Source organism: Burkholderia vietnamiensis LMG 10929, from assembly GCF_000959445.1.
Classification (GTDB): Bacteria; Pseudomonadota; Gammaproteobacteria; order Burkholderiales; family Burkholderiaceae; genus Burkholderia; species Burkholderia vietnamiensis.
Map to the genome: position 1 here is coordinate 202129 of NZ_CP009630.1, position 21849 is coordinate 223977.

General features: G+C 69.0%; 16 protein-coding genes. 8 read left to right on the forward strand and 8 right to left on the reverse strand.

The features are described from left to right. Window positions 1-56: 56 nt before the first annotated feature. Window positions 57-2360: a 5-methyltetrahydropteroyltriglutamate--homocysteine S-methyltransferase gene (gene metE / locus AK36_RS01340; protein WP_045577679.1), complete on the forward strand. Its 2304-nt coding sequence runs from the start codon at window positions 57-59 to the stop codon at window positions 2358-2360. A gap of 117 nt (window positions 2361-2477) precedes the next feature. On the opposite strand, the gene speB is transcribed toward metE, so the two are convergent. Next, window positions 2478-3434, reverse strand: coding sequence for an agmatinase (gene speB, locus AK36_RS01345; RefSeq protein WP_034194754.1), 957 nt, complete (start codon window positions 3432-3434; stop codon window positions 2478-2480). Window positions 3435-3573: 139 nt separating this feature from the next. Between speB and AK36_RS01350 the strand changes: the two genes are divergently transcribed. Further along, window positions 3574-4485, forward strand: a complete 912-nt coding sequence (locus AK36_RS01350; RefSeq protein WP_045577680.1) for a LysR family transcriptional regulator — start codon at window positions 3574-3576, stop codon at window positions 4483-4485. Between the two features lie 57 nt (window positions 4486-4542). Here AK36_RS01350 and AK36_RS01355 read toward each other — a convergent pair whose 3' ends face one another. Next, window positions 4543-5007 carry an Lrp/AsnC family transcriptional regulator gene (locus AK36_RS01355; RefSeq protein WP_045577681.1) on the reverse strand — a complete coding sequence of 155 codons (465 nt, stop codon included), beginning with the start codon at window positions 5005-5007 and terminating at the stop codon, window positions 4543-4545. Between the two features lie 133 nt (window positions 5008-5140). Between AK36_RS01355 and AK36_RS01360 the strand changes: the two genes are divergently transcribed. From AK36_RS01360 to AK36_RS01370, 3 genes are all read left to right on the forward strand, one after another. After that, entirely contained in the window at window positions 5141-5764 is a 624-nt protein-coding gene (locus tag AK36_RS01360; protein WP_045577682.1) for a LysE family translocator, read from the forward strand. Window positions 5765-6022: 258 nt separating this feature from the next. Then, entirely contained in the window at window positions 6023-7609 is a 1587-nt protein-coding gene (locus tag AK36_RS01365) for a S53 family peptidase (protein ID WP_045577683.1), read from the forward strand. Between the two features lie 72 nt (window positions 7610-7681). Beyond that, window positions 7682-9358, forward strand: coding sequence for a S10 family peptidase (locus AK36_RS01370; RefSeq protein WP_045577684.1), 1677 nt, complete (start codon window positions 7682-7684; stop codon window positions 9356-9358). 87 nt (window positions 9359-9445) lie between these two features. On the opposite strand, the gene nadE is transcribed toward AK36_RS01370, so the two are convergent. From nadE to AK36_RS01385, 3 genes are all read right to left on the reverse strand, one after another. Further along, complete coding sequence (nadE, locus tag AK36_RS01375) at window positions 9446-10294, reverse strand: ammonia-dependent NAD(+) synthetase (protein WP_045577685.1); 849 nt, start codon at window positions 10292-10294, stop codon at window positions 9446-9448. Window positions 10295-10731: 437 nt separating this feature from the next. Further along, entirely contained in the window at window positions 10732-11601 is an 870-nt protein-coding gene (locus tag AK36_RS01380) for a DMT family transporter (RefSeq protein WP_014724055.1), read from the reverse strand. Window positions 11602-11767: 166 nt separating this feature from the next. Next, window positions 11768-11953 carry a hypothetical protein gene (locus AK36_RS01385; protein ID WP_011880876.1) on the reverse strand — a complete coding sequence of 62 codons (186 nt, stop codon included), beginning with the start codon at window positions 11951-11953 and terminating at the stop codon, window positions 11768-11770. 200 nt (window positions 11954-12153) lie between these two features. On the opposite strand from AK36_RS01385, the gene AK36_RS01390 reads away from it, so the two are divergent. Both AK36_RS01390 and AK36_RS01395 read left to right on the forward strand, forming a co-directional pair. Further along, window positions 12154-12912 carry a DeoR/GlpR family DNA-binding transcription regulator gene (locus AK36_RS01390; protein ID WP_014724053.1) on the forward strand — a complete coding sequence of 253 codons (759 nt, stop codon included), beginning with the start codon at window positions 12154-12156 and terminating at the stop codon, window positions 12910-12912. Between the two features lie 104 nt (window positions 12913-13016). Further along, complete coding sequence (locus tag AK36_RS01395) at window positions 13017-14801, forward strand: phospholipase D-like domain-containing protein (protein ID WP_045577686.1); 1785 nt, start codon at window positions 13017-13019, stop codon at window positions 14799-14801. Window positions 14802-14934: 133 nt separating this feature from the next. Here the strand turns inward: AK36_RS01395 and AK36_RS01400 are convergent, their stop codons facing one another. Both AK36_RS01400 and AK36_RS01405 read right to left on the reverse strand, forming a co-directional pair. Then, window positions 14935-15609, reverse strand: coding sequence for a TetR/AcrR family transcriptional regulator (locus AK36_RS01400; protein WP_034194751.1), 675 nt, complete (start codon window positions 15607-15609; stop codon window positions 14935-14937). A 116-nt stretch (window positions 15610-15725) separates the two neighbouring features. Beyond that, window positions 15726-16994, reverse strand: coding sequence for an NAD(P)/FAD-dependent oxidoreductase (locus tag AK36_RS01405; RefSeq protein ID WP_045577687.1), 1269 nt, complete (start codon window positions 16992-16994; stop codon window positions 15726-15728). Between the two features lie 623 nt (window positions 16995-17617). Here AK36_RS01405 and amaB point away from each other — a divergent pair. Continuing rightward, window positions 17618-19129, forward strand: coding sequence for an L-piperidine-6-carboxylate dehydrogenase (gene amaB, locus AK36_RS01410; RefSeq protein WP_011880871.1), 1512 nt, complete (start codon window positions 17618-17620; stop codon window positions 19127-19129). 130 nt (window positions 19130-19259) lie between these two features. Here amaB and AK36_RS01415 read toward each other — a convergent pair whose 3' ends face one another. Continuing rightward, window positions 19260-21719 carry a DUF3772 domain-containing protein gene (locus tag AK36_RS01415; protein ID WP_045577688.1) on the reverse strand — a complete coding sequence of 820 codons (2460 nt, stop codon included), beginning with the start codon at window positions 21717-21719 and terminating at the stop codon, window positions 19260-19262. Between the last annotated feature and the right edge of the window lie 130 nt (window positions 21720-21849).

Here is a 21849-nt window from a genome sequence, read left to right on the forward strand (position 1 = left end):
GGGCGAAATCCCTATGATGGCTGCTGAATCTTCTATTACTTCTGGACGGCGGCTTCATGGTCAAGACCCACAACCTCGGTTTCCCGCGCATCGGCGCACAGCGCGAACTCAAATTCGGCCTCGAACGCTACTGGAACGGCGACGCCACGCGCGACGAGCTGACGGCCCTCGGCGCCGCGCTGCGCCGGCGCCACTGGAGCGACCAGCACGACCTCGATCTCGCGCCGCTCGGCGATTTCGCGTTCTACGACCACGTGCTCGACATGAGCTTCACGCTCGGCAATCTGCCGAAGCGCGTGCAGGACTTTCACGGCGACGCGCTCGACAACTATTTCCGCGTGGCGCGCGGCCGTTCCGCGCATTCGGCGCACGAGCATGCGAGCTGCTGCGGTGGCGTGGCGGCCGGCGAGATGACGAAGTGGTTCGACACCAACTATCACTACATCGTGCCGGAGTTCCACGCCGACACGAACTTCTCGCTCGACCCGTCGCGACTGCTGCAGCAACTGGCCGAGGCGAACGCGCAGCGCGTAAGCGCAAAGCCGGTGATACTCGGCCCCGTCACGTATCTGTGGCTCGGCAAGGCGAAGGACGATTCCGACCGGCTCGCGCTGCTGCCGAAACTGCTGCCGGTGTACGGCGCGCTGCTCGATACGTTGACCGCGCAGGGCGTCGAATGGGTGCAGATCGACGAACCGATCCTCGTCACCGAGCTCGACGCCGACTGGCGGCGTGCGTTGCGCACGGCGTACGAGGCGCTCGAGACACGTCGTATCAAGCTGCTGCTCGCGACGTACTTCGGCCCGCTTCAGGACAATCTGGAGCTTGCCGTTTCACTGCCGGTCGATGGACTGCACATCGACGCCGTCAATGCGCGCGACGAAGTCGACGCGCTGGCGCGCGCGCTGCCGCCCACACGCGTGCTGTCGGTCGGCGCGATCGACGGCCGCAACATCTGGCGGACCGACCTGAACGCGGCGCTCGACTGGCTCGAGCCGCTCGCGCGGCAGCTGGGCGAGCGACTGTGGCTGGCGCCGTCGTGTTCGCTGCTGCACGTGCCGGTCGATCTCGCGAGCGAGCAGAAGCTCGACGCCGAGATCCGCTCGTGGCTCGCGTTCGCGCTGCAGAAGCTCGCCGAACTGAAGCTGCTCGCGACCGCGCTGAACCAAGGGCGCGACACGGTGGCCGACGCCCTCGCTGAGAATGCGGCCGCGATCGAGTCGCGGCGCCGCTCGCCGCGCGTGCACAACCCGGCGGTGAAGGCTGCCGTCGCGCGCATCGACGCGCGGCTCGGCAACCGTGCGAGCGCCTATCCGCAACGCGCGGCCGCGCAGTCGGCACGCCTGAAGCTGCCGCTGTTCCCGACCACGACGATCGGCTCGTTCCCGCAGACTGCGGAGATCCGCGACGCGCGCCGCCGCTTCAAGGCCGGCGAGCTCGACGAAGCCGGCTACCGCCACGCGATGCACGCGGAGATCGAACGCAGCGTGCGCGAACAGGAAACGCTGCAGCTCGACGTGCTGGTGCACGGCGAAGCCGAGCGCAACGACATGGTCGAATATTTCGGCGAGCAGCTGGATGGCTACGCGTTCAGCCAGTTCGGCTGGGTGCAGTCGTACGGATCGCGCTGCGTGAAGCCGCCGATCCTGTTCGGCGACATCAGCCGACCGAGCGCGATGACGGTCGAGTGGATCGCCTACGCGCAGTCGCTGACGAGCAAGCCGATGAAAGGCATGCTGACCGGGCCGGTGACGATCCTGAACTGGTCGTTCGTGCGCGACGACCAGCCGCGTTCGGTGTCGTGCTACCAGCTCGCGCTGGCGATCCGCGACGAAGTGCTCGATCTCGAGCGGGCCGGGGTGCGCGTAATCCAGATCGACGAGGCCGCGCTGCGCGAGGGGCTGCCGCTGCGTCGTGCGCAATGGCCGGCCTACCTGAAGTGGGCGATCGACGCGTTCCGGATCGCCGCGAACGGCGTGCGCGACGACACGCAGATCCACACGCACATGTGCTATTCGGAATTCAACGACATCATCGCGTCGATCGCCGAAATGGACGCGGACGTGATCACGATCGAGACGTCGCGCTCGGACATGGAGCTGCTCGACGCGTTCGACGGCTTCCGGTATCCGAATGAAATCGGGCCGGGCGTGTACGACATCCATTCGCCGAACATCCCGACGCAGGAGCACATCGTCGGCCTGATGAGGAAAGCCGCCGAGCGGATTCCGGCGCATCGGCTGTGGGTGAACCCGGACTGCGGGCTGAAGACGCGCCGCTGGGCGGAAGTGCTGCCGGCGCTGACGAACATGGTCGCCGCGGCGAAGACGTTGCGCAGCGAGCTGCGCAACGGGCTCTGATAAAGCGTTCCGATAACCCGCCGGCTCGGGCTCCGGCTCCGCGCTCGCGCAACCCGTGCCTGCGCGAACGCTCCCGGCGCAGCGCCGCCCCGGAACCCGCCCTATGCCGCGCCGCGATCAATCGCGATACGCGACGCCCGGCAGCACGCACAGCAGCTCGTACGCGAGGTTCGCGCCGAGCAGCGCGGTGGTGCCGAACGGGTCGTACGGCGGTGCGACTTCGACGAGATCGCAGCCGACGATGTTCAGCCCCTTCGCGCCGCGAATGATCTCGAGCGCCTGCGGCACCGTGAGGCCCGCGATTTCCGGCGTGCCGGTGCCGGGCGCGTAGGCGGGGTCGATGCCGTCGATGTCGAAGCTGATGTAGACGGGCGTGTCGCCGACGCGCGCGCGCACTTCCTCCATCAGCGGCACGAGCGACTGGTTCCAGCACGCCTCGGCCTGCACGACGCGAAAACCCTGGTCGCGGCACCAGTCGAAATCCTCGGCCGCATAGCCGGTGCCGCGCAGGCCGATCTGCGTGACCTTGTCGCCGTGCAGCAGGCCTTCTTCGACCGCGCGGCGAAACGGCGTGCCGTGCGCGATCTTCTCGCCCATCATCGTGTCGTTCACGTCGGCATGTGCATCGACGTGGATCAATGCAACCTTGCCGTGCTTGCGATGGATCGCGCGCAGGATCGGCAGCGCGATCGTGTGGTCGCCGCCGAGCGTGATCGGCTTGCAGTCGTGCGCGAGGATCGCGTCGTACGCGGCCTCGATGCGGGCGATCGAATCGTGCAGGTTGTACGGATTGATCGCGACGTCGCCGATGTCGGCGACCTGCAGCGAATCGAACGGCGCCGCCCGCGTGGCCATGTTGTACGGGCGCAGCAGCACCGACTCCGTGCGGATCTGGCGCGGGCCGAAGCGCGCGCCGGTACGGTTCGACGTGCCGAGATCGAACGGCACACCGACGAAACAAGCGTCGAGCCCTGCGGCGCTCGCGACGTGCGGCAGGCGCATCATCGTTGCGATGCCGCCGCTGCGCGGCATTTCGTTGCCGCCGAGCGGCTGGAAATGGAGAGGGTCGTTCATGGGCTGTTCTCTGTCGATATGGGGTTGCCGTATCATTCGACGCGGCCTGGCGCATAGTTTTGCGCGCCGCGCGCGAAAGAAGAATGCGAACATGTCGACGTAAACATCGACGTCCATCGATGTATCGGAGGGGAATAGCGTGCTCGGGAATCTGTCGACGCTCGATTTGCGGCTGATCCGCGTGTTTCTCGCGGTGACCGATGCGGGCGGCGTGTCGGCCGCGCAGACGATGCTCAACGTCGGCCAGTCGACGATCAGCGCGCAGTTGTCGTCGCTCGAGACGCGCCTCGGCTACCGGCTCTGCGAGCGCGGCCGCAGCGGCTTCCGGCTCACGCCGAAGGGCGAGCGGTTCCATGCGATGAGCCGCAAGCTGCTCGCCGCGCTCGACGAGTTCGGGATGGCGGCGCGTCACATGGACCGCCAGCTGGTCGGCACGCTGAACATCGGCTTGATCGGCCATACGCCGGTGAGCCAGAACGCGCGGATCGCCGAGGCGATCGCCGCGTTCCGCACGCGCGACGAAGCCGTGCGCTTTGCGATCTCGGTGCGCACGCCGGGCGATCTCGAGGAGAAGCTGCTGAGCAACGAGATTCAGATCGCGGTCGGCTACTTCTGGCACCGCGTACCGTCGCTGCACTACACGCCGCTGTTCGTCGAACACCAGATCGCGTATTGCGGGCGCGGCCATCCGCTGTTCGAGCGCGCCGGCCAGCTGACCCCGGCCGACGTCGCGGAATTCGAATGGGCGTGGCGCTCGTATCCGCTGCCGGAGGCCCATATGTCGACGACGCCCGATCGCGTGACCGCCACCGCCGACAACATGGAGGCCGTCGCGCTGCTGATCCTGTCCGGCCATCACCTCGGCTACCTGCCGCAGCACTTCGCGGCGCCGTACGTCGCGCACGGGCTGCTCGCGCCGCTCAACCCCGAGCAGTTGCGCTACGACGTGACGTTCCACATGGTCGTCGCGCGCGACGCGCGCGGCGATCCGCTCGTCGCCGCGTTTCTCGAAGACCTCGAGCGCGCGCACCAGCCGGGCGATGCCGGATGACGGTGATCTTCCCGATCACCTGGGCCCGTGTCGTGCCGGCGCGCCCGGTCGCTCGCATCAAGGCACCGGCAAACCCGCGTCGTGCTTCACTTCCCGCAGCGACAGCGCCGATTCGATCGACGTGACGCCCGGCAGCGTGCGCAGCGAATCGCGCAGGAACGTGCCGTAGTCGTCGAGATCGCGCGCGACCACCTGCAGCAGATAGTCGGCCGTGCCCGCGACGTTGTGGCACGCGAGGATGCGCTCGATGCCGATCACTTCCCGTTCGAAGCGGTCGGCGACCTTGCGGTCGTGCGTCGCGAACCGCACGAGCACGAACGCGACGACGCCGAAGCCGAGCGCCTGTCGCGACAGCTGCGCGCGGTAGCGCTCGATGTAGCCGTCGTTTTCGAGGCGCTTCAGACGCCGCGCGCACGGCGTTTCGGACAGCCCGACGGCGTCGGCGAGGCGCGCGATCGGCAGCCGGCCGTCGCGCTGCACGGCCGCGAGGATCGCGCGGTCGGTTTTGTCGAGTTCGGTCATGGTGGCGGAATCCGTTTGTAGATCGGCCAATTGTGGGGGATTCCGCCGCGAAGCGGCAATACGGAACGAAAGATGGCCAATAAGCGCTCCGCCTTCGACGGCAACATATCGTCATCGAAGGACGAGCCCGACCATGATTTCCACGCATTTGCTATTGATCTATCTCGCCGCGCTGGCGGCCATTTACGCGGTTCCGGGGCCCGACATGGCGCTCGTGCTGCAGACCAGCATCGGCCGCGGCGTGCGGCCGGGCCTCGCGGCGGCGGCCGGCCTGTCGCTGTCGCGTGCGGTGCACGTGACGCTGTCCACGTGCGGCGTCGCGGCGCTGATTCGCAGCGCGCCGTGGCTGTATGAAGTGATCCGCTACGGCGGCGCGCTGTATCTCGCGTACGTCGCGATCCAGGTGTTCCGCTCGCCGGTATTCGCGCTCGGCGACGCCGAAGCGGCCGCCGCGAGCGCGCTGCGCCAGTCGTTCTTCAAGGGACTGCTGACGAACCTGCTGAACCCGAAGGCGCTGTTGTTCTGCTCGGTGCTGCTGCCGCAGTTCGTGCGCACCGACGCCGGGCCGGTCGTGTGGCAGATGTTCGAGCTCGGCGCGCTGCTCGTCGCGGCCGGCGTGTGCTTCGATCTCGCCTGCGTGTTCGGCGCGTCGCGCATCGCCGCGTGGATGCGCGCGCACCCGCTCGCGCAGACGGTGCAGCGCTGGACCTTCTCGGCCGCGCTGATCGGCTTCGCGCTGCGCTTGTCGATGGACTGAGCGGTGCCGTCGCAGGCTGGCCGCGCCGCTCGACGGGCAGCGTGGTGCGATGCGTCATCGAACGCGCGCCGTGCGCGCGGCCGGCCGGCCAAGCGCTGCGCCGGCCCGCCTGGCGCCGCGCGCAAATCCTCTGACTGTTCTAAACTTCCTTGAACTTCGCCGCGTGGCGAACCGACTGACCGAACGGAACCGTCTTCCGCTGGCCCTGTCCGATTTCCTGGCTGTTCCGTGCAACGCGGTACATAGGAGGGTCTGAACATGGCAAGGCATCTTCAAGCCGACCGTGAACCCCGCATCGTCGCCGAGTCGACATGCCTCGGCCAGTGCGATCCGGCAGAACGCATCCACGTCACGATCATGTTGCGGCGGCGGGAAGAAGGGCAACTCGATGCATTGGTTCACCAGCTCGCGGCCGGCGACGCGAGCGCCAAACCGCTGTCGCGCGATGCATTCGCGCAGCGTTTCTCCGCCGATCCCGACGACATCCGCAAGACCGAGGAATTCGCGCACCGTCATCAGCTGACGGTCGATCGCGTCGATCCGGTCGAAAGCGTCGTCGTGCTGTCCGGCACGATCCAGCAGTTCGAAGCGGCGTTCAGCGTGAAGCTCGAGCGGTTCGAGCATCGCGCGATCGGCCAGTATCGCGGCCGCACGGGCCCGATCGCGCTGCCGGACGAGCTTGGCGATGCCGTCACGGCGGTGCTCGGCCTCGACAGCCGTCCGCAGGCACGGCCGCACTTCCGGCTGCGTCCGCCGTTCAAACCCGCGCGCGGCGCCGCGGTCACCTTTACCCCGGTGCAGCTCGCGTCGCTGTACGGCTTTCCGGCCGGCGACGGCGCCGGCCAGTGCATCGCGATCGTCGAGCTGGGCGGCGGCTATCGCGCGGCCGACATCGCTCAGTATTTCCGCGGGCTCGGCATCGACAAGCCGCCGACGCTCGTCGACGTGAACGTCGGCACCGGCCGCAACGCGCCGACCGGCGAGGCGAGCGGCCCCGACGGCGAAGTCGCGCTCGACATCGAAATCGCCGGCGCGATCGCGCCAGCCGCGAAGATCGCCGTCTACTTCGCGCCGAACAGCGACGCGGGCTTCATTCAGGCGGTCAACGCGGCCGTCACCGACAAGACCAATCGGCCGTCGGTCATCTCGATCAGCTGGGGCGGCCCGGAAGCGATCTGGCAGGCGCAATCGGCGCACGCGTTCAACCGCGTGCTGCAGGCCGCCGCCGCGCAAGGGATCACGGTGTGCGCGGCATCGGGCGACAGCGGCTCCGGCGACGGGCTGCAGGACGGCGCCGACCACGTCGATTTCCCCGCGTCGAGCCCGTACGTGCTCGGCTGCGGCGGCACGCAGCTCGATGCGCTGCCGGGGCAGGGCATCCGCAGCGAGGTCGCGTGGAACGACGAGTCGGCCGGCGGCGGCGCGGGTGGCGGCGGCGTCAGCACGATGTTCGACGTGCCGGCCTGGCAGCAGGGGCTCAACGTCGCGCGCGTCGACGGCGGCCGCGCGCCGCTTGCGAAGCGCGGCGTGCCGGACGTCGCGGGCGATGCGTCGCCGCAGACGGGCTACGAGGTGGCGGTGGCCGGCACGCCCGCGGTAATGGGCGGCACGAGCGCGGTCGCGCCGTTGTGGGCCGCGCTGATCGCGCGGATCAACGCGGCGTCCGGCACGTCGGCCGGCTGGATCAATCCGGTGCTGTACAAGCATCCGGACGCGTTGCGCGACATCACGACGGGCTCGAACGGCACGTATGCGGCCGCACCGGGCTGGGATGCGTGCACGGGCCTCGGCAGCCCCGACGGCGCGAAGCTCGCTGCGCTCCTCGCGCGCAAGCCGTCGAGCTGACGCATCGGCATTGCCTTTCCTTCCGACGCGGGTCGTCTGCCCGCGTCTTTTTTCACCTCCAGGAGCAGCACGATGGGCATCGATTCCGCATCTTCCGGCGGCGTGTATCCGCTGCATCACGGCGACCACAACTCACATGGCGTGCCGCCGAGCGTCGCGCCGGTTGCGCTCGCTCGCGGCCGCGACCAGCCGTTCTTCGATCCGGTCGCGTACGGCAACGGCCCCGACGATTCGGTGACCGACACGACCGAAGCCGCCGCCATCACGCACCATACGATCCTGCTCGACGGCAAGCGCATCGCGTACACGGCGACCGTCGGCCACCTCGTGACGGTGGACCCGAGCAGCTCGCAGCCGGCCGCGAAGATCTTCTACGTCGCGTTCACCGCCGACGAGGCGAAGGAGGAGACCCGCCCCGTCACGTTCTTCTACAACGGCGGGCCGGGTTCGTCGTCGGTGTTCGTGCTGCTCGGCTCGTTCGCGCCGAAGCGCATCAAGACGTCGATGCCGGGCTTCACGCCGCCCGCACCGTACCAGATCGAGGACAACCCGGACAGCATGCTCGACCATAGCGACCTGGTGTTCATCAACCCGGTCGGCACCGGCTATTCCGCGGCCGTCGCGCCGAACAAGAACCGCAATTTCTGGGGCGTCGACCAGGACGCGGACTCGCTGAAGCAGTTCATCAAGCGCTATCTGACGAAGAACAACCGGTGGAATTCGCCGAAGTATCTGTTCGGCGAGTCGTACGGCACCGCGCGCAGCTGCGTGCTCGCCTACAAGCTGCACGAGGACGGCGTCGACCTGAACGGCATCACGCTGCAGTCGTCGATCCTCGACTACCGGCAGGCCGGCAACCCCGTCGGCGCGCTGCCGACCGCGGCCGCCGACGCGTGGTATCACAAGAAGCTCGGCATCGAGCCGGCGCCGGCCGATCTCGGCGCGTTCGTCGAGGAGGTCGCGCAGTTCGCGCGCACCGACTACCTGAGCGCGTTGCGCAACGTGCCGCATGCGGACGCCGCCGCGGTGCAGAAGCTGTCCGACTACACGGGCATCGATACCGCGACGCTGCAGGCGTGGGGGCTCGACATCGCCGGCTACGACGCGCGCGGCAACTCGGTGTTCCTAACGACGCTGCTGCATGCGCGCGGGCTCGCGCTCGGCTCGTACGACGGTCGCGTGACGGGGATTTCGTCGGGCATCGCCGGCAAGATCGATCCGAACTCGGGCGGCAACGATCCGACCATGACCGCCGTGACGGGCGTCTATACCGCGATGTGGAACAGCTATCTGAACGAGCAGCTGAAGTTCACGTCGACCTCGGCGTTCACGGACCTGAACGACCAGGCGTTCCGCAACTGGGACTTCGGCCACATCGACCCGACCGGCGCGCAGCAGGGCACCGATGCGAACGGCAACGTGATCCTCTATACGGCCGGCGATCTTGCCGCGGTGATGGCGCTGAACGTCGACCTGAAGGTGCTGTCGGCGAACGGCCTGTACGATTTCGTCACGCCGTTCTACCAGACCGTGATCGACCTGCAGCAGATGCCGCTCGAGGATCAGAAGGTGCGGCAGAACCTGTCCGCGCGCTTCTATCCGTCCGGGCACATGGTGTATCTCGACGGCGGTTCGCGTACCGCGCTCAAGCGCGATCTCGCGACGATGTACGACGCGACCGTCAGCGATACCGGCGCGCGGATGCGGATCCGCGCACTGCAGGCGAAGAAGGGCGGCGGGCGCGCGTAGCGTCGCCGGGCGCGCGCGCCGCGCGTGGTGTGCATGGTGTGCGTGGCGCGTGCGGGGCGCGCGGCGTCGCCAGCGAGCCGGGCCGGCTTACGCGGCCGGCCAGTCGAACGGCGTGTAGGGAAGCGCGCGCTTGTGGCGCGAACCGTCGTAGAAGCGCAGCACGGTTTCGTACACGTTGTCCGAGACCGGCTTGCCTTCGAGGAAGTCGTCGATCTCGTCGTAGGTGACGCCATAGGCGTGCTCGTCGGGGCGCAGCGGACGCAGTTCCTCGAGGTCGGCCGTCGGCACCTTCATCACGATCAGCTCGTCGCCGCCGAGCGCGCGAGCGACGGCGCGCACGCGGCGCTTGCTCAGGCCGGCGAGCGGCAGCACGTCCGCGCCGCCGTCGCCGAATTTCGTGAAGAAGCCCATCAGCGATTCGGCTGCGTGGTCGGTGCCGATCACGATGCCGTGCCGCGCGCCGGCCACCGCGTATTGCGCGATCATGCGCTCGCGCGCCTTGATGTTGCCGTGCACGAAGTCCTGCTGGGCGGCGGTTTCGAACGCATGACCGGACGCGACCAGCGACGCGAGCATCGCGTCGGCGGCCGGCTTCACGTCGACCGTGAAGGTCTCGTCGGCGCGCACGAACGCGAGCGCGCGCTGCGCGTCGGCTTCGTCGTTCTGCACGCCGTTCGGCAAGCGCATCGCGATGAAGCGCGCGTCGTAGCCGTCGGCGCGCAACTGCTCGACCGCGAGTTGCGCGAGCCGCCCGGCCGTCGACGAATCGACGCCGCCGCTGATGCCGAGCACGTAGGTCCGCATGCCGCTCGAACGAAGATAGCGCGCGAGGAAATCGACGCGGCGCGTGATTTCGGCGTCGACGTCGAAGTGTGCGGCGACGTTCAGTTCGGCGATGATCGCGCATTGGCGGCTGGCGTAATCGGCGGATGTCATGTCAGTGGTTCCGGAACGAAAATTCGAGGCGCTCATCATAAGCGCAATCGCGGGCGGGTGCCGCGCGGCGCGTGCACGTGGGGAGGGTGAGTTGCATCGGGGAGATGCGTGGGGGCGTCAGGGGGCGGGGCTTGGTTGCGTGCAAGGACGGTGGCGTGGTGGCGGGCGCCCGCTTGCGCCGATGCTTCGGTTGCGTGCAATGGCGTACGGCCGCGCACGCGAACGGCGCTCCGTCTGCGTGCGACGACGGCGGCGACGGCGCGCGCCTCACGCGTGCGCCGGTGCGTCGCTTGCGGCAGCGACGGAAGCGGTGGCGCGCGACCGTGCACATGCACGTGCGCCGGTGCTGCGCCTACGTGCAGCGACGGCGTCGATGGCGTACGACCGCGCACATGCGTCGGCGCTTCGCTCGCGCGCAACCGCGCGCCGACCTCGCATCAGCGCCGCGCGAGCACGACGCCCACCAGCGCGAGCGCGAACCCCCCGAGCTGGACGGCCGCGAGCGTCTCGCCAAACAGCAGATAGCCCTGCAGCGCGGCGAGCGGCGGCGCGAGGAACAGCAACGACGTCGCGCGCGCCGCATTGCCCCGCCGGAGCATCCACATCAGCATCGTGACCGCGCCGCCGGACAGGAACACGACGCCCCATGCGAGCGACACCCACAGCGCCGGCGCGCCGATCCAGCGCGTTTCGTGCAGCAGCACGACGAACAGCGCCGCGACGATCGCCGCGCCGAGGTTCTGCACGGCCACGGCGGTACGCAGGTCGTTCTGCGCGAGCTTGCCCTTCTGGTACAGCGAGCCGGCGGTGATCGAACCGACCGACAGCACCGACACGGCGACGACGAACCATGCGGGCGCGGCGCCCGGCGGCGGCGCGACGCCGCCCGTCACCTTCGGCGCGAGCACGAGCGCGACGCCGGCAAGTCCGAGCGCCATTCCCAGCCAGCCGCGCGCGGGCAGCCGCTCGTTGAACAAGGGCACGGCGAGCACGGCGGTGGCGAGCGGCTGCAGCGCGCCGAGCAACGCCATCACGCCCGCATTGAGCCCCTGCGCGACGGCCCAATAGCTGGCGCCGAGATAAACGCCTTGCAGCAACGCGCCCGCGATCAGATGGCGCGGCCATTCGCGGCGCGCCGGCCACGGCGCGTGCGCGACGAGCGCGACCGCGCCGAACAACACGGCCGTGCCCGCGAAACGCGCGAGCAGGAACAGGTTCGGATCGGCGTAGGGCTTGATCGCGCGAGCGACGATGAAGCCGGTCGACCATAGCGCGACGAAAGCCGCGGCGACGATGGAGTTCAGCATGCGTGGCGGGCCGCGATACGGCCGGACGGAACGTGGAGCCGGTCAGTATCGGACAGGGCGGCGTCGGCGTCTTGTCGGATTCTGCACTCGGCCGGTCGCGTCGCCGCGTGCGACGATGCGCTCGCCGCTCGCCGCTCGCCGCGCATCGGGCGCGCCGAAGCGGGGATCAGTCGAGCGAGAACGTATCGAGCGGCTGATTCGCGCGCGCCTCGGTCGCGAAGCGCGCGGCGAGTTGTTCATACAGGCGGCGCGCCTCGTCGAGCGTCAGGTCGATCCAGTACGGATCGCCGGCGCCGTCGTTGAGTCGTTCCGGCGGAAACTGGATTTCGAGCACACTGCCTTTGCGATACATTGCGCGAGCCCCTTGATGGCTGTCGGTCGGCGGAACGCAAGAGTGTAGCAATCGCGCGCCGTGCCGATTCACGCACATCGGGCAATACAGAATTTCGCATTCGTCGCGCGCGCCCGCGCACCGATGCCGTCAAATGCCCGTCAAACCGCCGTAATACAATGACCGGCTCTTTCACCACCAGTCGCCTCGGGCGTCTTGCGATGCTGGCGGAACAACGTCATCAATACATCCTGTCGGAGCTCGGACGCGCGGGTGCGCTGTCGGTCGCCGAACTGGTGCGCTCGCTCGACGTGTCGCGCGAGACCGTGCGGCGCGACCTGAACGCGCTCGCCGCACGCGGATTGCTCGTGATGACGCACGGCGGCGCACTGGCGGCCGAGCGGCGCGAGCCGAGCCTGTCCGAGCGGGAGGCCGCGAACGCCGCCGCGAAGCGCACGATCGGGCGGCGCGCGGCCGAGCTGGTGCCGGACGACGCGTCGGTGCTGATCGACTCGGGCAGCACGCCGCATGCGGTCGCGCTCGCGCTCACCGACCGGCACCGGCTGTCGGTCTACACCAACGACTGGCGCACCGCCTTCGTGCTGGCGCGTCGCAACGGCAATCGCGTGACGCTGCTCGGCGGCGAACTGTCCGACGACGAAGACGCCACCTTCGGGCTCGACACCATCCAGCAGCTCGCGCAATACCACGTCGACTTCGCGTTCGTCGGCGCGGGCGGGATCACCGTCGACGGCGATTGCACCGATTACTCGCGGCTCGCGGCCGAAGTGCGCAGCCGGATGATCGCGGCGGCCGGTACGGCGATCATCGTCGCCGATCACTCCAAGTTCGGCCGCGTGACGCCGGTGCGGATCAACGGCACGTCGGCCGCGCGATATCTCGTCACCGAGCGCGCGCCGGACAAGTCCGTGCGCCGCGCGCTGACCGCTCGGGGCATCGAGCTGCTCGTCTGCGACTGACGCGGCGCGGACACGGAACCTTCATCCGACCGTCATCGCACGGGAAGAACCGCCGCCGACACTGACTCCTTCCTCTGGCCCGGCCCGCACGGCAGGAGCAATGAATGACCGTCAGCGTACGCAGCTATCTTTCCCCGACCCTGGTGCTGCTGGCCTTCGACTGGCCCGACGCCGCGTCGCGCAGCGACTTTCTCGGCTTCGCGATCCGGCGCACGCCGGGATTCCGCTCGGCCGACGGCCGCACGCGCGCACCGGACAGCTGGCTGCCGAACCGGCTGACGTTCGACGGCCCGGCCGCCGACACGCAGGGCGACGCGCCGACCGATCAGGCGCCGATCCAGAAGTTCATGTGGTGGGACGCGCGCATCGACCCGCAGGATCGCGGCGCATCGTTTCGCTATGACGTGTTTCCGGTGGTCGGCACGCCCGAGCGTCTGCAGGTGCTCGACGCCGAGGCCGGCGCGTGCGACGTCGTGCTGCCCGCGCACATCGTGGACGGCATCGGCACGTGGTTCAACCGCGCGGTGGTGAGTTCGCAGGCGTTCGCGAAGCAGGTCGCGGCGCTGGGCGTCGCGCCGAACCACGCGCCGAGCGCGGCGCAGGCGCTGAAGCTGCGCACCTGGCTCGCGAACGACATGGAGCAGGTGTTCGCAAACATGCTCGACCGCGCATCGCGCGCGGCATCGGCCGTCTATCACCTGACCGACACGTTGTGGGCGCTGCCCGCATTCGAAGCGTTCGGGCGCAGGCATGGCGACGCGTCGCTCGCGATCGTCTATGACGCGCACGCGATCGCCCGCAAGAACGAGCCGCCGCTGCCGTCGCCGAATCAGCCGGTCGTCGACGCGCTGCGGGGCCTCGCGACGCTCGCGCCGCGCGACCGCACGCACATCATGCACGACAAGTTCATCGTGACCGACACGCCGGCGCATGCGGCGCTGCCCGCGCGCGTGCTGACCGGTTCCGCGAACTTCACGACCGAAGGGCTGACCGAGCAGGCCAACGTGCTGCATGCGTTCGACTCGCCGGCGCTGGCCGCGTTGTACGAAGCCCGTGCGCATGCGTTGGCCGCGAATCCGTCGATCGCCGAGACGGCGAAGTTGTCGCCGGGCTGGTCCGAGGCGCTCGCGATCGGCAGTGCGCAGGTGCGCGTCGCGTTCTCGCCGGAGCCGGCGGGGCAGCGCACCGCGATCGATGCGATCGTCGCCGCGATCGCGGCCGCGAAGCACTCGGTGTCGTTCTGCCTGTTCATGCCGACGGACGCGGCGCTGCGCGACGCATGCTTTGCCGCCGGCGATCGCGGGCTGATGATGTTCGGTCTGGTGAACCGCATCAACGTCGCCGGCGCGGCGAACGCAGAGGCGGCGCAGCACGACGGCCGCACGCTCGATGCGGCGACGCTCGCGAATCTGGAGCTCTACCATCGCCGACGCGATCATCGCGACGTGATCGACGCCGCGTACTTCTCGCCGGCGACGGTGCCGCAGGGTTTCGAGCCGGAGCTGCGCCTGTTCCCCGGCGAGCCGGCGCCCGCCTATCCGCCGGTCGTGGTCCACCACAAGTTCATCGTGATCGATGCGGAAGGCGCGAACCCGGTCGTGTACACGGGCTCGGCGAACATGAGCCGCAATTCCGAGCAGTACAACGACGAAAACCTGCTCGAGATTCGCGACGCGCGGATCGCGGCGATCTATCTCGCGGAATTCCTGCGGCTCTACGAGCACTATCGCGCACGCGCGCTGTCGATCGACACGAAACGGCGTGGCGGCGGCGCGCAGCGGCGGCTTGCACTGGCGCCCGACGCGAGCTGGGCGCAGAAGTACTTCGTGGCGGGAAGCCCGGAACAGAAGGCGCGGATCGCGCTGGCGTCGGTCGCGCCGACGGACTGACGCGCTACGTCGCGAACCCGCCGCGGGTCATTCGGCGGCACGCGGCGCCGCGCTCGTTGCGGGAGGGGAAGTGCGTGCGATTGCGCGCACGAGGCGCCCGCGGCACGTGGCTCGCGGACGCGTTCGCGCGGTGTCAGGCGGCGACGTAGCGCAGCACGGAGTCGGCGATCGTCTCGCGATGCCGCACGCGCAGCCGCGGTGCCGACGGATCGCGGCCGAACGCGGCGCCGAACGTGTAGCGGTTCGACACGCGGTGAAAGCAGAACGAGCTGATCAGCAGATGCAGGTCGAACGCGTCGATGTCCTGGCGGAACGCGCCGCTCGCCGCGCCGCGCTCGAGCAGTTGCTCGAGCGTCTTGATGATGCTGACGTTGCGGCTCTTGAACGATTTGAGCTGTTCGAGATACTTCGCGCCGTGGATGTTCTCGATCGACACGAGGCGCACGAAGTCGCGATGCTTGTCGTGATAGTCGAACGTGAATTCGACGAGCCGGCGCAGGCCTTCGCGCGGCTCCATGTCGCCGACGTGCAGTTCCTGCTCGAGCGCGCGGATGTCGCCGTATACCTTTTCGAGCACGGCCTCGTACAGGCCTTCCTTGCTGTCGAAGTAGTAGTAGAGCATCCGCTTCGTCGTGTTGGTGCGCTCGGCGATTGCGTCGACGCGCGCACCGGCGAGGCCCATCGCGGAGAATTCCTGCGTGGCGACGTCGAGGATGTTGCGTTTGGTCTGCTCGGGATCGTATTTGCGCCGCGCTTCGGTCGCAAGCGCTCGGCTTTCGGACGTGGCGGTCTTGCTTCCAGCTTTCATGTGATTTGTTTTGGGTTCGCGGCGGCGGGAAAAAATCATTCTAGCATGCAGCAAATGGCCGCCACGCCGATCTTCCGCTCTAATCGGCCGCGCGCTTTCGGCCGCGCGGCGGCCGTTCAGCGCCGCCGCGACGCGAGCGCGTCGCGGGCCTGGTACGCGCTGTACGTGAGCTGCGCGGCGGCGAGGCCGGCGAGCCCGTACGTGCGCGTCAGGCCGAACGCGGCGAAGCCGGCCGGCACGGGCCGCTCGCCGGCCAATGCGGCGGCGAGCGCTTCGCCGGCGACGGTGGTCGGCGCCATCCCGTGACCGCCGAAGGCGACGGCGTGCCACACGCCGTCCGCGTCGCGGCCGATCTGCGGCATCTTGTGTCGCGCGTAGCTCATCAGGCCGCCCCACGCATGGTCGATCTTCACGCCGTCGAGCTGCGGATACACGCGCAGCAGGTCGCGCCGCAGCAGCCGCGCGATCGCGTCGGGGCCGCGGTCGAGCACCGAGATGCGGCCGCCCCACAGGATCCGTGTGTCCTGGAGCGGCCGGTAGTAGTCGAATGCGAAACGCGTGTCGTAGATCGCGTACGGCGCGTCGATCGCGTCGGCGAGCCGCGCGCCGAGCGGTTCGGTCGCGATCACGTAGGTCGCAATCGGCAGCACCGCGCGCTCGATGCGCGGCGACACGCCGCGCGCATAGCCGCCGCCGGCGAACACGACGTGCTGCGCGCGCACCGAGCCTTGCGCGGTGCGCACGACGTAGCCGGCGCCGTCGCGCGCGATGCCGAGCGCGGCCGAGCGTTCGTACACGCGCGCGCCGCCGTGCGCCGCGGCGGCCGCGACGCCGAGAACGTACTTCAGCGGATGGAAGTGGAACGCGTTCGGCTCGAACAGGCCGCCGTGATAGCGGGCCGTCTTCAGCTGCGCGCGCAGCGCGTCGCGCGCGACCGGCGCCCAGTCGACGTCGAATTCCTGCTTCATCAGCGTGCGCACGCCGTCGAGCCGCGACGGATCGTCGAACCAGTTCGCGAGCATCACGCCGCGATCGACGATGTCGCAGTCGATGCCGTAGCGCGCGATCCGTGCGCGGATCAGGTCGACCGCATCGACGGTGAGCCGGTACAGCCGGCGCCCTTCGTCGCGGCCGAGCGTGCGCAGCAGCGCCGCGTTGTCGAGGCTGTAGCCGCCGAACACGAAGCCGCCATTGCGGCCCGACGCGCCGAAGCCGACCCGTTCGCCGTCGAGCACGACGACGTCGCGCACGCCGCGCTCGACGAGGCCGAGCGCGGTGCACAGGCCGGCGAGGCCGCCGCCGACGATGCAGACGCGGGTGTCGATCGGGCCGCTCAGTTGCGGATAAGGCTGGCGCGTAACGGTGGCTTCGTAGAAGTTTTGCATGCGTTTTCGGTGACGATGGACGACGAACGGGGCGCGCGGCGCGCGTCGATCTTGCCTGAACGTGGGCGCCGCGTCGAATGGCGGGTCCGTATCGCGGCGGGTGGGCTGTCGTCGTGGAAGCGAAGGGCGTCGTGTCGCCATTGGCCGACGGCCGTGGGCGCGCCGGATGCGGAGCATGCCGGCGCCACCTCGTTCGTGTGTGCAAGTCGCCCGCACGGCGAACGAAATTTGCACACCGGGTAATGCCGCATCGTCATCAAGTTGCTGCGCGCGGCACCGGCACATGCGTGCCGCCCATCCGCCCTAAACATGTCGGCTCGGCGCGCCGACACGCCCCGCTTCGGCCAGCCCAGTTGTTGCGTTTTGCGCATGAAGTCGTGAGTTAATATCAATAGCGGCGCGACTTGTGGCCATCGACAATGTGATGCATGGATCGTGCGTTACGGCGCGCGGGTTTGCCGTCCTCCACGGCCCGGCGACGGCATCCACCCGAGGCGCGACACAGCGCTGCCGTACTCGCCCCGCCGTGCGTGCGCTTGCACGCGGCGCGCGAACGCGCTCCAATCGAATCACGCGGGCGGCGTCGCCGCCGCACCGATCAATCTGTCCCTGAAGAGGAAGTGATGCAATTCAACGACATTCTTGCCGCGCTCGACATCGATCTCGCCCAGTGGAAGGGCAATGCGCTGACCGCGCGTTCGCCGGTCGATGGCGCGACGCTCGCGACGCTGGCGGTCGACTCGCCCGCCGACGCCGAGCGCAAGATCGACGCCGCGCATGCCGCATTCCTCAAGTGGCGCACGGTGCCGGCGCCGGTGCGCGGCGAACTCGTGCGCGTGTTCGGCAACGTGCTGCGCGAGCACAAGGCCGAGCTGGGCCGCCTCGTCACGCTGGAAGCCGGCAAGATCACGTCGGAAGGCCTCGGCGAAGTGCAGGAAATGATCGACATCTGCGATTTCGCGGTCGGCCTGTCGCGCCAGCTTTACGGCCTGACCATCGCATCCGAGCGTCCCGGCCACCGGATGATGGAGACGTGGCATCCGATCGGCGTGTGCGGCGTGATCTCGGCGTTCAATTTCCCGGTCGCGGTGTGGGCGTGGAATGCGGCGCTCGCGTTCGTGTGCGGCGATCCGGTCGTGTGGAAGCCGTCGGAAAAGACGCCGCTCACCGCGATCGCATGCCATCAACTGCTCGCCAAGGCGCTGCGCGAATTCGACCGGACGCATCCGGGCGTCGCGCCCGAAGGGCTGCACCAGCTGGTGCTCGGCATGCGCGACGTCGGCGAGGTGCTGACTTCGTCGAAGAAGGTGCCGGTCATCAGCGCGACGGGCAGCGTGCGGATGGGCCAGGAAGTCGCGAAGGTGCTGAGCCAGCGCCTCGCGCGCGGCATCCTGGAACTCGGCGGCAACAACGGGATGATCGTCGCGCCGAGCGCCGACCTCGATCTCGTCGTGCGCGCCGTCACGTTCGCGGCGGTCGGCACGGCCGGCCAGCGCTGCACGACGCTGCGCCGTCTGATCGTCCATCGCAGCATCGTCGATCAACTGTTGCCGCGCATCGAGAAAGCCTATGCGTCGGTGAAGGTCGGCAGCCCGCTCGAGGAAGGCACGCTGGTCGGCCCGCTGGTCGATCGCGCGGCGTTCGACGCGATGCAGAAGGCGCTGGCCGATGCGCGCGAGCAGGGCGGCGAAGTGAAGGGCGGCGAGCGCGTCGACGTCGGTCATGCGGATGCGTATTACGTGCGTCCGGCGCTGGTGCGGATGCCGAAGCAATCGGCTGTGGTCGAGCGCGAGACGTTCGCGCCGATTCTGTACGTGCTCGTTTACGACGACTTCGAACAGGCGATCGACGTGCACAATGCGGTGCCGCAAGGGCTGTCGTCGGCGATCTTCACGAACGACATGCGCGAGGCCGAGCAGTTCATGTCGGCGGCCGGCAGTGATTGCGGGATCGTCAACGTGAACATCGGCACGAGCGGCGCGGAGATCGGCGGCGCGTTCGGCGGCGAGAAGGAAACGGGCGGCGGCCGCGAGTCGGGTTCGGACGCGTGGAAGGCGTACATGCGCCGCGCGACGAACACGATCAACTACAGCCGTCAGCTGCCGCTGGCGCAAGGGGTGAAGTTCGACGTCTGACGCCGCGCGCGCGATAGCGCGCATCGGGTTCGACCGACGAGGGCCGGTTGCCGCGCAAGCGGCAGCCGGCCTTTTTCATGGCGACGGGCGCGCGCGTACCGCCAAGACCGGGCGGTGCGCGTGCGGCCGGTCATTCGTGCGGCGCGGCACCGTCGCTCGTCGGCATGTTCTGCACGACCAGCACCTGCGGCGTCGAAAGCGTGATCTTCGCCGCGCGCAGCTGCTTCAGGATCTCGAACAGCAGGTCGCTCTTCGTCGAGCTCGCGATGCGCGGGCTCGCCACGTACCCGGTCACGCTGAGCGTGATGCCGTCCGCCGTCAGCTGGCTGAAGGTGACCGACGGCGCCGGCTTGTCGAGGATCGCCGGGTGCTCGCGATAGGCGTCGAGCAGCAGGTCGCGCACCTGCTCGGGGTCGGTGTTCAGCGGGAACGTCAGCATCAGCGTCGCCACGCCCTGGGTGCTGTTGCCCATCGTCACGTTGCGCACGTTCTGCGAGATCAGCTGCGAGTTCGGCACGATCACCGTCGAGCGGTCGCTGAGCTGGATCTCGGTCGCGCGCACGTTGATGCGGCGAATGTCGCCTTCGACGCCCGCGATGCTCACCATGTCGCCCACTTTCACCGGACGCTCGGTCAGCAGGATCAGCCCCGACACGAAGTTCTTCACGATCTCCTGCAAGCCGAAGCCGATGCCGACCGACAGCGCGCTGACGATCCACGCGAGATTGCTCCACTTGACGCCGAGCAGCCCCAGCGTCATCAGCACGAGCAGCACGTAGCCGACGTTGGTGAACAGCGTGACGAGCGACACGCGCATGCCCGCATCCATGCCGAGCGCCGGCATGAACTCGTTGTCGAGCCAGCGGCGCACCGAGCGCAGCAGGTAGAAGCCGATCGCGAAGCCGATCACCGCGTTCATGATGCGGTCCGGCATGATGTTCAGGCGTTGCAGCCGCTCGCCGCCGATCATCGCGACCGCGCTGTCGAGCAGGTCGCCCGGCGTCGTGCCGAAGCCGCCGGTCACCAGCGCGATCGCGGCCACCAGCATCAGCAGGCTCGTGCCGAGGCCGGACACGACGGTGTGCGCCTGTTCGAGATGCCGGTCGTCGAGCGCGAACAGATGCTTGATCTGCTTGCCGGTCGACAGATTCGCGGAGAACAGGCTTTCGCTCGCGTCGCGCGTCAGCTGGATCAGGATGTAGACGCTGCACAGCACGATCTCGAACCACACGAGCTCGTACGTGATGAAGCGCGCGACCGTGATGTAGCCGATCAGCAGCGCGCCCAGCGAAGCGACGATCGCGAGCGTGACGCCGGCATGGATCAGCCCGGCGAGCGTCGAGCGCTGCTCGGGCGCCTCGCCGGCCGCCGCGAGCGCGCTGCGCACGCGGTTGGCGCGCAGCAGCGACGCGCCGACGGTCAGCGCGACGACGAGCGACACGATCCCGCGGCCGAGCAGCGTGACCGACAGGCTGGTGTCGGCGATGCGGTTGATCGATTCGAGCGCGCCGGACACCAGCAGCAGCGCGGCCAGCACGCCGGGGAACGGCTTCATCGCGAGCGCGACGGAATCGGCGAGCGCCGGCAGCCGCCACGACGGATGGCGGGTGCAGAGCAGCGCGCGGCCGAGGCCGGCGATCAGCGCGCAGGTCACCGCGAGCTTCGCGAACGCGTCCCACAGATCGCTCATCGCAGGCGTGAGCTCGTAATGGCGGGCGAGCGCGAGATAGAGGATCTGCACGGCCAGCGCGGTGGCGAGCAGCGTCGAGAGCGCGGTCGCCAGCGCGAGCGCGCTGCGCCGCAGCCGCGTGGCGGGCAAGCGGTTCAGGCACACCCAGGCGAGGCCGCGCTCGACCACGCGACGGCCGCCGAGCCACGCCGCGAACGCGGCGAGCACCAGCAGCGTGGTGATCGCGCGCTGGCCCGGCGTCCACGACGAGCGCAGCATGTCGCGCAGCTCGGCGTCGAAGGCGTCGAGCCGCTTCACGTCCTCCGGCGCCAGATGAAACAGCGGTAGCCAGAACTGGGCGCCGAAGATGCTGCCGGAGCGGAACGCGAGCTGGTTCCGCAGCAGGCTGCGGTGCAGCTTCGCGAACTGGTCGGCCAGGTTCGCGAGATTGGCTTTCTGGTCGGCGGCCTGCTTCAGCGCCGCGTCGATCTGCGTCTTGCGCGCGTTCAGCGTCGCGCGCTGTTGCGCGACCGCCGGCGTTTCGGGCGACGCGCCGGGCGCCGGCGGCGGACCGAGCACGTCGAGCTGCGCCTGCACCTGGGTGCGCTGCGGCGCGAGCTCGCTCTGCAGCTTGTCGACGTCGGCGCTCAGCTCCTGGGTCGCGTCGCCGAGTTCGTCGAGCTCCTTGCTGTTGGTTGCCGTCGACGTCTGCTGCTTGATGCGGTCCTGCTGAAGCTGCATCTGCTTGAGCTGCGCGAGCGCGTCGTTCACCGAAATGGTCGGCACCGGGACGCCGACGCCGCTCGCGCCCGGTGCGGACGCGGCCGCCGGAAACGCGGCGGCCGTCGCGATCGCCGCGAACTGCAGCAGTGCGATCAGCGCGATGCGGCGTGCGTAGGTGGAAAGTCGTGGTATTGACATGGAATGCTTGCGTTTTGCTGACGACCCCGGCCGCCGCATGGCGCCGGGGAGGCGGGAAGTTGGACCGCTAGCATGTTACCGGGCGCGGCGCGGGCGGTGGCGCAGGTCGTGCCCGCGCGGCCTCGGCGCG

Coding starts and splice junctions, on each gene's coding strand:
- AK36_RS01385 (WP_011880876.1), bottom strand. CDS start 11,953: ATGTATCGCAAAGGCAGTGTGCTCGAAATCCAGTTTCCGCCGGAACGA.
- AK36_RS01400 (WP_034194751.1), bottom strand. CDS start 15,609: ATGAAAGCTGGAAGCAAGACCGCCACGTCCGAAAGCCGAGCGCTTGCG.
- AK36_RS01380 (WP_014724055.1), bottom strand. CDS start 11,601: ATGCTGAACTCCATCGTCGCCGCGGCTTTCGTCGCGCTATGGTCGACC.
- nadE (WP_045577685.1), bottom strand. CDS start 10,294: ATGACATCCGCCGATTACGCCAGCCGCCAATGCGCGATCATCGCCGAA.
- AK36_RS01360 (WP_045577682.1), top strand. CDS start 5,141: ATGATTTCCACGCATTTGCTATTGATCTATCTCGCCGCGCTGGCGGCC.
- metE (WP_045577679.1), top strand. CDS start 57: ATGGTCAAGACCCACAACCTCGGTTTCCCGCGCATCGGCGCACAGCGC.
- AK36_RS01405 (WP_045577687.1), bottom strand. CDS start 16,994: ATGCAAAACTTCTACGAAGCCACCGTTACGCGCCAGCCTTATCCGCAA.
- AK36_RS01390 (WP_014724053.1), top strand. CDS start 12,154: ATGCTGGCGGAACAACGTCATCAATACATCCTGTCGGAGCTCGGACGC.
- AK36_RS01365 (WP_045577683.1), top strand. CDS start 6,023: ATGGCAAGGCATCTTCAAGCCGACCGTGAACCCCGCATCGTCGCCGAG.
- AK36_RS01415 (WP_045577688.1), bottom strand. CDS start 21,719: ATGTCAATACCACGACTTTCCACCTACGCACGCCGCATCGCGCTGATC.
- AK36_RS01395 (WP_045577686.1), top strand. CDS start 13,017: ATGACCGTCAGCGTACGCAGCTATCTTTCCCCGACCCTGGTGCTGCTG.
- AK36_RS01355 (WP_045577681.1), bottom strand. CDS start 5,007: ATGACCGAACTCGACAAAACCGACCGCGCGATCCTCGCGGCCGTGCAG.
- AK36_RS01370 (WP_045577684.1), top strand. CDS start 7,682: ATGGGCATCGATTCCGCATCTTCCGGCGGCGTGTATCCGCTGCATCAC.
- amaB (WP_011880871.1), top strand. CDS start 17,618: ATGCAATTCAACGACATTCTTGCCGCGCTCGACATCGATCTCGCCCAG.
- speB (WP_034194754.1), bottom strand. CDS start 3,434: ATGAACGACCCTCTCCATTTCCAGCCGCTCGGCGGCAACGAAATGCCG.